The sequence below is a fragment of the Hahella sp. CR1 genome (genome assembly GCF_029813005.1).
GTDB lineage: Bacteria > Pseudomonadota > Gammaproteobacteria > Pseudomonadales > Oleiphilaceae > Hahella.
This window is the reverse complement of record NZ_JAPELK010000007.1, coordinates 347,673-356,883: the sequence shown is the minus strand read 5'-3', so window position 1 is coordinate 356,883 and position 9,211 is coordinate 347,673. Positions and strand designations below refer to the sequence as shown.

Annotated in this window: 7 protein-coding genes; 1 reads left to right on the top strand and 6 read right to left on the bottom strand. The window is 53.5% G+C overall.

The window, feature by feature from the left end; all coding sequences use genetic code 11:
* Window positions 1-903, bottom strand: a 903-nt coding sequence (locus ONV78_RS18955; RefSeq protein WP_279505492.1) for a hypothetical protein, incomplete at its 3' end; no start/stop codon positions are given.
* Between the two features lie 524 nt (window positions 904-1,427).
* Window positions 1,428-2,297: a CHAD domain-containing protein gene (locus tag ONV78_RS18950; RefSeq protein WP_279505489.1), complete on the bottom strand. Its 870-nt coding sequence runs from the start codon at window positions 2,295-2,297 to the stop codon at window positions 1,428-1,430.
* Between the two features lie 145 nt (window positions 2,298-2,442).
* Between ONV78_RS18950 and ONV78_RS18945 the strand changes: the two genes are divergently transcribed.
* A complete protein-coding gene (locus ONV78_RS18945) occupies window positions 2,443-3,240 on the top strand; it encodes a transporter substrate-binding domain-containing protein (RefSeq protein WP_279505485.1) in 798 nt (265 codons plus the stop codon).
* 19 nt (window positions 3,241-3,259) lie between these two features.
* Here the strand turns inward: ONV78_RS18945 and ONV78_RS18940 are convergent, their stop codons facing one another.
* From ONV78_RS18940 to ONV78_RS18925, 4 genes are all read right to left on the bottom strand, one after another.
* Window positions 3,260-5,587: a hypothetical protein gene (locus ONV78_RS18940; RefSeq protein ID WP_279505484.1), complete on the bottom strand. Its 2,328-nt coding sequence runs from the start codon at window positions 5,585-5,587 to the stop codon at window positions 3,260-3,262.
* Window positions 5,588-5,823: 236 nt separating this feature from the next.
* Window positions 5,824-6,318: an NUDIX domain-containing protein gene (locus ONV78_RS18935; RefSeq protein ID WP_216735629.1), complete on the bottom strand. Its 495-nt coding sequence runs from the start codon at window positions 6,316-6,318 to the stop codon at window positions 5,824-5,826.
* A gap of 33 nt (window positions 6,319-6,351) precedes the next feature.
* Complete coding sequence (locus ONV78_RS18930; RefSeq protein ID WP_216735630.1) at window positions 6,352-7,917, bottom strand: SpoVR family protein; 1,566 nt, start codon at window positions 7,915-7,917, stop codon at window positions 6,352-6,354.
* Window positions 7,910-9,208 carry a YeaH/YhbH family protein gene (locus ONV78_RS18925; RefSeq protein ID WP_305858122.1) on the bottom strand — a complete coding sequence of 433 codons (1,299 nt, stop codon included), beginning with the start codon at window positions 9,206-9,208 and terminating at the stop codon, window positions 7,910-7,912. The genes ONV78_RS18930 and ONV78_RS18925 overlap by 8 nt, the downstream gene beginning before the upstream one ends.
* Window positions 9,209-9,211: the final 3 nt, after the last annotated feature.

The following is a 9,211-nucleotide window of genomic DNA, read 5'->3' as shown; positions in this document are numbered from 1 at the left end:
AAGTTTGTAGAACTCTTTGTCGGAAAAAAAACATGCATAGCTTGCAGCAGCTTCAAAGTGCTCTTGTGCCGGATACTTGTTGTATAAGCTTATGAGAGATGGTTTTAGTTTTCTCCATTCAACTAATGTCTCTGATGGGGGGACCCGGTTGAATGAGTGTACATTGTAGTAAAGCCTTGCATACATTGAGTTCTCTTCATCTTTTTTAAGTGAGCTTGACCAATAATTGATAAACTTATCAACTTCTTCCCAGCTTCCTCCCCACTTTGGTACAAGCCTGGTGAGTAAAACTTCGTAGAAGTCATAGTGGTTTGGCCATTTTTTTACACTTTTCTCGAATATATCTATTGCAGGGTTGTGAGTGCGTGTTATGTCAAGTGAAACTGCTAGTAAAAGATTGTATGAGATAGCGCTATCCTTGACCTCATTGCTTTCTGACAAGAGTCCTTTCTCTGTTTTTATTAGCTGATATTTAAATAACTTAAACTGATCATCTGAAGTCATGTTTGCATACTTTGAGCCTCTGTAATTCCACGCTATGGCATACATCTCTCGAAGTTTTGCAAAGCTAGAAAAAGGGGAGTTTGGAATGGCGCTCTCCCACTTTTTTATACGAGCAGCGTCTGCTTCATCGGCTCCAGGGGCAGGAAGTTCATTACGAAAGAACCAATAAGCGGCTATGGAGCCTGGCTTTCCTGATGAGAAAGTTTTTTTGCTTGTGGTCAGGCAGGCTAATGCACTCTCAACTGAAGTGAAATTTTCATCGTGATATGCTGCTTTAAGCATGTTTAAGGTCTGGTTGTAATTAGACCAATTGATCAGATTTGAAGTGCACTCCTCTGCTTTCGTGTAGAAGCTGACGCAAAGCAGCGCCAAAGTGACTGCTGTCTTTAAGGTTTTCATTGTTCTCACTTTGTGGGGTAATACTTTCTTGTGGGGGGGGGGAGTGATCAAGGAGGATTTGAGCGATTTTAGGAAATGCAGAGTATTGTAGTCTTTGCTTTCTGGTGTTTCAACTCGAATACATTTTCTATTTTAATCTCCTTGATAAGATGGCTGGTTAAAGCGTGAGCTTTAATTTTGAGCGGCTTAATAATTTTAATTTGTTGTGTAAATATGATGTTCCCAAAATACAATATAATTGGTGGCTTATATAGAAATGGTTTCGGTGAGGATTTACTGAGTTATATTGATGCGCTGCGCTATAAGAATTAGTCCAGAGTAATATGCGTAAGCGCTGAGAAATGTAGGGCTTGAAAAAAAGGCTGCAAAGGCAGCCTGAATGTCGCTCTAAAACTTGGTGATCGCTGTTTAAGGAAGCCGAATGTTTTACAGAGCCTTCTTCTCAGTGGCCGAACCGCGTGGAATTCCTTTCCGGCCACTGTTGGAGTCAGTGTAGGCGGTGATCGTTGCAGGGATGTGACAGCTCAGGAAATCCGCTTGTGTATCAAGTCGTTGAATTTTGCGTCGGTGTCGGCGAAACGTCGGGCCGCCTGCTGGTCCGCTTTTTCCCATAACGCCTGCTGTGCGGCGCACAATTCCAGGCGTATCTGTTCGCGACCGCTGACGTCTGTATCCGCAACGGCATGCTCCAGCAGATTCAGGTCGTTGGCGTCGCCCAGGCCTTCGGTGACTTTCTTCAGGCCATTGTGAAGGCGGCGCAGGGATTTGTTCCATGCGGGCTTGATCACGCGTAGCGCGTACATCAGATCTTTCAGGCGTTTGCGCAGCTCGTGGCGATCTTCTGCGTCGATGCCGCCCTGCACACGCTGGAACTCGTTTTGTCCTCGCCTGTAGAGGCGCGCCAGACGCGAGCTGAGCCAGTCGGCGTCAATCTCGGCGGACCAGGGACGCTGTTGCAGCAGGTCTTTGTGCTTCAAAAGCTCACAGTTGGTTTCTTGCAGTAACTTCTGGGTGTGCTCTCGATCGGGCGCTGGAACCCGCTCGGCCTCTTCCTGAATGAAGGCGCTGATTTTGTCGATATCCGGGTGCGAAGGCAGAGCGGCGGCGAAGCGCGTCCAGGCATTGAGCATGACGAAGCAATCGCGATAGGGCGCGAGGGCGTGAGCAGTAGTCCTCAGGGTTTGCAGCAGGTCGTCGTGGGCTTCGTGGCAGGCGGGCTTGAGCAGTCGCAACAGTGCGCGCAGCTCCTTGATCAGCTTGCGGGCGTTGTGCACGGCGGAGTCAAAGTCGAAACGGGTTCTGATCAGTTCCAGCGCCAGGTCATTGATCAGGCTCTCCAGATAGCGCTGCAGCTCCTGCTCCAGCGGCTTGTCGAAACGCGTCTGATAACGCATAAGAGTTTGATTTCCAGAGTTAAACGAATAGTCCCTAAAGGCGTCCCAAGGCAACGATAGCACCCTGCGTGGCGGGCTGTCTGCATGAGACTATACTTAAGGTATTTCTTCTCAGACCCTGAGACCGACCAACGGAGCCGGCTAAATGTCGTTGCATTTGACAAGGGCGCGCCAAGTTTTCGGATGCGCCTTATGCCTGATTCTGCTCAGCGGCTGGGCCGAGGCGGTGGAATATACACTGGTGACGGGAAAGGACTCTTATCCCCCTTTCAGTGGGGAAGACCTGCCTAATGGCGGGCTGGTGACGGAGATTATTCAAGCCGTTCTGGAGCGCAGCGGAGCTGGCGTTAAAATAGAGTACCTGCCCTGGAACCGGGGGTTTCGTCTGGCGGAAGCCGGCGACGTGCTGGGCACATTCCCCTATGTCAAAGACCGTGACCGCGTGGACGCCTTTTACTTTTCTTCCCCTTTGTATGTGACGGTGGAGCTGTTCTTCGTTCGTCGCGACGAGGAAATCAAGTATACGAGCGATGAGGATCTTGCCGGACTGGTGCTTTGCCGCCCCCTGGGTTACAGCCTGGAGAGCGTCCAACCGTTGCTGGATAAGGACGTCGTCAGACTCTGGACTCCCAATGATCTGGAAACCTGCTTTCAATTGCTGGAAAGTAAGCGGGTGCACCTGGTGCCGATTGGAGTGAGAGTGGGGCGCTCCACCATTGAGCGTCTGTTTGGAGACCCTGAGCATTTTCGGGTGCTGTCCAAGCCTTTGCAGGTCAACGGGCTGCATCTCATCATTTCCCGCCGACGTCCTGATGCGGAGAGCATTATGACGAACTTCAACAAAAACCTGTCGGAGATGTGGAAGGAAGGGGCGATCAGGAAAATTTACGACAAGCATCATACTCAGATGCCGACGGACGAGTTGTTAAAAGCGGCGCCTTAGGCGCCGCGTGTCAGTGAGGTTAGCGACAGTCCGCGCAGAGCAGCACGCCTTTCTGTCCTGGAGAGGGCAGCTCAATATCGCTGTCGGAAGAACTCATGGATAAGTATCCGCCTCTGGCGTTGGAAATGCCTGTCGGCCAGGAGTAGGTCAGGTCGACGTCGCAAGCGCCGCCGGGAGGCAACTGCATCGCGTATTGGCCGTTACTGGCGTTGCTGATGCAAGTCGACGACAGGCCGTAAGTCCCCCAGCTTCTTTTAGCGATAATCTCATCCACATAGCTCAGTTGCAGCGCGAGGTTGGCGCTCTTGCCGCCCTGGTTAGCGAACGTCAGCGTGCGGCTGCATTTCATACCGGGATTGCATCCGTCCAGCATGACTTCACCTACGCCGGCGCTGTTTACGTCCAATCCATCAACCGTCACTTTCGAGCTAAGAGTCGGTTTGAATTCAGGGCTGAACAGCGCCAGGTTGCTGGCGCGATCCCGGGTTCTGATGCGAACTTTGTAGGTTACATCCGGCTTCCAGGTCCAGGTCGCGGCGAACTCCAGCGAGTTGGTTCCACTCTTCTGAGCGTAGCTGGGCGTAAGATTGGTGACCAGAGTATTGCCCTGGTATAAATCCAGGCTTACATGACTGCTCTCGCCAGTCCAACGCCAGATCACGCTCAGCTTCTCTCCGAAAGAGACGGGAGGGACGATCAGCATTTCCGGCTTTTTCAGCTCAAAAGCAGGGCTCAGGCTCTTTTTACCCGGGTTCAGGTTGTCGCTGACGCGGATTTTGTACTCGCCCACCTGGTTGTAGGTCGCGTTCCAGACCAGGGTGTTGACGCCGTTGTTAAGGCCGCCACTGGAGGTGATCGTCTTGATTTTGGCTTCATTACTCGCTTTGACCAGATCTACGGTAGCGTAGCTGCCTGCGTCAAAGCACTCTGCGCGCCAGCTGATCGGCAGCTTTTGTCCAACGAAAGCCGGATTCGCCGCACTGACGTCACTGATGCTGGTGGGGCAGGGCGGTTCTCTGTCCCAGGTGGCGGTAATGTCGTAGGCGACGCCATTGAGCACGTCCAACTGACCGGAATATTCCGAGTTAGTGGAACGGTCCGCCGTGACAGAAGTGGCGTTTTCAACGCTGACGTACCACTCCCCGTAAGTCAGATTATCGATCTGCAGTGTCTTGTAGTTCCCAACGTCAGTGAGCGCCACATCGGCGTTGCTGGCGAAGGCGGGCTCGCCTTTCTTCAGGTACAGGTTAAAGTCGTAGCCATACTCGCCGTTCAGCTCAATGGTCAGGTACTTCTTACGCGGATCTTCAACGTTGATCTTGAAGTGGTGATACTGCTTGTCGCCGATCTTGATATGGCTGGCGTCGTAGTACCCGGTGTTCTCATCCATATAGCGGGTGCGACCGTTTTCCAGATCGCCTTTGATGCGCACTTGGGGCGTATAGCTCCCGTCCAGACTGCCTTTGATCGCCAGCGCATACATGGCTTTCGTCAATACCTCGGCTTTTTCTTCATGACTTAGCTCAGGATGTCGGCCGCTCAGCACCAAGGTTCCACTATGAGGATTGCCTGGGTCATGCCAGCTCCAGACTGCTGGATATCGGTCGGTCCGCCCCAGGATTTCTACGCCTTCAGGATACTGGTTGGACTGTGATTTATATATGTAACCACCGCCTTTGCTCATAACATACGGAACCTCCCTAAATCCGAGAACATCGGTAAGGCTGCTCGTCAGGTATACCGTCTCCGAGGAGTCAGGCAAAGGCAAGGTTTGACCAGGATATAAGTGCAGTCCGTGTACGGAAGATCCCGCCATACTGGCGCCGGCGCAAAAGCCGACATACCCGCCGCCGTTTTTCACAAAGTCCCGGATATTCTGGGCGCCGCTACGTTGAGCGGGATTCCAGATTTCGTTGAGTATGCCCATGTGCACGCTACCGCCGCTCGGTGTTGTTGAGGTGCGCAAGAATGAGGCAGCGCCGATATTCAACATGCGATAACGGGGAGCTCCATCGGGATACAGAAGACGGCCGTTAAGGTCGATATCCGAGCCGGTGAATTTTTCTAAGAAGGCTTGTCTGTCTTCCTCGTCCACTTCACCGGTCAAAATGTCGTAGGCGTTATAACTGAGCCTTTCATAGGACAATCCCAGAGACTCGAAGTGTCTGGTGGGGGAGGCGGTTATACCGGGACCGCCGTCGATCAGGACGTCTTTATAGAAGCCCTCTCCCACAGGAATGGAGAAGTCGGTCAGCTGGTCTGCGCTAGCCTGGCCGACAAGGAGCATGGATGAAACAAGTATTTTCAGCGGTAGTCCAACCGCGTTTTTATAAGAGCGTGCTTGCATAATGATTCCCTAAATTAAGCAATGAAGATATCAATCGTCGATGTCTCAGCCGGTCGCCGCCGGCTAGTGAACGATCTCTCGATTGGGTTTCAGCGCTTCCAATGATAGGGAGGGCGAGAACGGCGGGATTGTAAAAATATGACGTTAGTGACTGGTCAGTGATTCATTGCGCACAAAAGGCGGGCTTAAGGCCCGCCGATATGGAGTGCTCAAAAGAGTGATGCGAAAGAGGGTTGTTAGAGCGCCAGCAATCCCTGCTTGCTTAACCAGTCGCGCACAGCGAGACCGGCGCCGAAATTCCAGGGTTTGAGTTTTTCCGGCGGGATGCGCTTGTACTCGGCGAGTTCGTCGCCCAGTTGGATTTCTCCGTTGCAGCGCACATGGAACGCCAGGATCAGTTGGTTCTGCTCATGGAAGGCGTAATAGCCGATAAAGTTGGCGCTTTCTCCGGTCAATCCAAGCTCTTCGGAAACTTCACGCAAGGCGCAGCGCTCGGGCGACTCCCCGGACTCCAGAAAACCGGTCTGAATGGACAGCATGCCTTGCGGCCAGGTTTTATTGCGGGCGAGGATGATGTCGCCCTCGTGCTCCACCAGCATCGCCACGACCGGCGTGGGATTGTCCCAGTGCACATAGTCGCAGCCGTCGGAAGCGCAGCAACGCCGCGCTTTGCCGTCTATCTGCCGGGTAGTGAGGTTTTCGCCGCAGAGGGGACAGAAATGGAAGTTCATGGCCGCCGGCTCCAGGCTGGCCTGTCGGCGGCGTCAGTCATGAGAATCGTCCTCGTCGTCTTCGCCATGTTGTGGGCAACTGAAGCTGCGCAGAGTGACCTCTCCGTCCACGGAATGCAGGTGGATGTCAAAGCCCCATAGACGGTGGACATGACGCAGCACTTCATACACGTCCTTCTCGTACAGAGGAACGCGATCAAAGGGCGTATGCCGCAGCGTCAACGAACGATCGCCACGCACGTCTACATCCCACACCTGGATATTCGGGTCGCGATAGCTCAGGTTGTACTGCCGCGCCAATTGTTCGCGTACGGCGCGATAGCCGTTGTCGTCATGAATGGCGGTGACGTGGTACTCGCTGTCCATCTCGTCGTCCAGGATATTGAAGAACTTGAAGTCGCGAATCACTTTCGGCGACAGGAACTGCAGGATGAAACTCTCATCCTTGAAGTTGCGCATCGCGAAGTGCAGCGTCTCCAGCCAGTCTGAACCGGCGATATCCGGGAACCAGGCTTTGTCTTCTTCCGTGGGCTCCTGACAAATTCGCTTAATGTCCTGGAACATGGCGAAGCCCAGCGCATAGGGGTTGAGACCGCTGTACCAGGGACTGTCGAAAGGCGGCTGATACACCACGGACGTGTGGCTTTGCAGGAACTCCAGCATAAAGCCGTCGGTCACCAGTCCTTTGTCGTATAGCGTGTTAAGCAGGGTGTAGTGCCAGAAAGTGGCCCACCCTTCGTTCATAACCTGAGTTTGGCGTTGTGGATAGAAATACTGCGCGATCTTACGCACGATGCGCACGATCTCCCGTTGCCAGGGCTCCAGCAGAGGGGCGTTCTTCTCAATGAAATAAAGGATGTTTTCCTGGGGCTCGGAGGGAAAACGACGTGTCTTTTGGGCTTCTTTTTCTCCCTGTTTGGAAGGAATGGTGCGCCACAGGTCGTTGACCTGTTTCTGCATGTACTCTTCCCGATCCCGTTGCCGACGCTCTTCTTCCGCGGCGGAAATAGGCGCCGGGCGTTTATAGCGGTCTACTCCATGGTTCATGATGGCGTGGCAGGAGTCGAGAATCTGCTCCACCGCTTCGACGCCATGCCGCTGCTCGCACTGGGCGATGTAGTTTTTGGCGAAGATCAGGTAATCGATGATCGCGCTGGCGTCAGTCCAGGTGCGGAACAGGTAATTGCCCTTGAAAAAGGAGTTATGCCCATAACAGGCGTGGGCGATAACCAGCGCCTGCATCATCACGGTGTTTTCCTCCATGAGATAAGCGATGCAGGGGTTGGAGTTGATGACAATCTCATAGGCCAGACCCATCTGGCCCCGTTTGTAGAGTTTCTCTGTTTGCAGGAACTGCTTGCCGAACGACCAGTGGTGATATCCCACCGGCATGCCCACGGAAGAGTAAGCGTCCATCATCTGTTCAGCGCTGATGATCTCCACTTGGTTGGGATAGGTGTCCAACCCGAACTCTTCCGCGCATTTGCGAATTTCTTCGTCATAACGGTTGATCAGCTCGAAGGTCCACTCGGAACCTTCGGATATAGGCCTGCGACCCGCAGGCGGAGCGGCTTCGGTATGTTCAATCGCTTCAGGCATAGTCCACCTGCTTTTGGAACAGCTTGCGGAATACCGGGTAAATATCGCCTACATCCATGATTTGCTGCATGGAGAAGCGTTCCCGGAAGGCTTCGGTGAGCTTTTCATACTCATGCCAGAGCATCTGATGCTCATGGGGCGTTATTTCGATGTAAGAATAATATTGCACGTAGGGAAGGATGGACTCCGCCAGCAGTTTGCTGCAGCGGGGGGAGTCGTCGTTCCAGTTGTCGCCGTCGGAGGCTTGCGCGGCGTAGATATTCCAGTCGTCAGTGGGATAGCGCGCCTCCATGATCTCCCGCATCATCTGCAATGCGCTGGAGACGATGGTGCCGCCGGTTTCCCGTGAATAGAAAAACTCTTCTTCGTCCACCTCTTTGGCGCTGGTGTGGTGACGGATAAACACCACTTCGATCTTCTCGTAATTGCGCTTCAGGAACAGGTACAACAGGATGAAAAAGCGCTTGGCGATATCCTTGTGGGTCTGGCTCATGGAGCCGGACACGTCCATCAGGCAGAACATCACCGCCGCAGTGGCGGGCTGTGGTTGTTTGACGTGCTGGTTATAGCGAATATCGATCTCATCAATGAAAGGAATCCGCTGTACGCGGCCTTTCAGGCGTTTGATCTCCTCTTCCAGCGCACGGATCTGGTCTTCTTTGCTGAATACGGGGTCCGGGGTTTCCGGCGTGCGTTTCAGCGCTTCCAGTTGCTCCTGCATGTCGGAAATTTTCTTGCGGGTGTTGCCGGACAGGGCCAGACGGCGGGCGTAAGCGCCGCGCATACTGCGAATGACGTTGATTTTGGCCGGTGTGCCGTGAGTGGTGTAACCGGCGCGGACGAATTTGTAGTTAGAGGTGTCTTTTAGTTGCTTCTGCACCAGATTGGGCAGGGCCAGATCCTCAAACATGAAGTCCAGAAATTCTTCCTGGGAGATCTGAAAAACAAAGTCGTCAATGCCTTCGCCCTGGTTGCTGGCTTTACCTTGACCGGAGCCGCCTCCACCGCCGCCTCCTGGCGGCCGTGGGATGCTGTCTCCGGTGACGAACTCTTTATTGCCGGGATGGGTGACGGAACGCCGGCCACCCTTACCGTGTCGGAACGTCGGCTCGCCGATATCCTTGCTGGGGATCGAAATGCTCTCCCCGCGGTCAATGTCGGTGATGGACCTTTTATTGACCGCATCCGCCACCGCTTTCTTGATGTGCTCGCGATAGCGGCGCAGGAAGCGCTGTCTATTGATAGCGCTCTTGTTCTTGCCATTGAGTCGACGGTCGATGATGTGGGTCATACC

What these genes read in the sequence shown, in the direction of transcription:
- ONV78_RS18940 (WP_279505484.1), bottom strand. Translation starts at nt 5,587, where the DNA reads ATGCAAGCACGCTCTTATAAAAACGCGGTTGGACTACCGCTGAAAATA.
- ONV78_RS18935 (WP_216735629.1), bottom strand. Translation starts at nt 6,318, where the DNA reads ATGAACTTCCATTTCTGTCCCCTCTGCGGCGAAAACCTCACTACCCGG.
- ONV78_RS18945 (WP_279505485.1), top strand. Translation starts at nt 2,443, where the DNA reads ATGTCGTTGCATTTGACAAGGGCGCGCCAAGTTTTCGGATGCGCCTTA.
- ONV78_RS18925 (WP_305858122.1), bottom strand. Translation starts at nt 9,208, where the DNA reads ATGACCCACATCATCGACCGTCGACTCAATGGCAAGAACAAGAGCGCT.
- ONV78_RS18950 (WP_279505489.1), bottom strand. Translation starts at nt 2,297, where the DNA reads ATGCGTTATCAGACGCGTTTCGACAAGCCGCTGGAGCAGGAGCTGCAG.
- ONV78_RS18930 (WP_216735630.1), bottom strand. Translation starts at nt 7,917, where the DNA reads ATGCCTGAAGCGATTGAACATACCGAAGCCGCTCCGCCTGCGGGTCGC.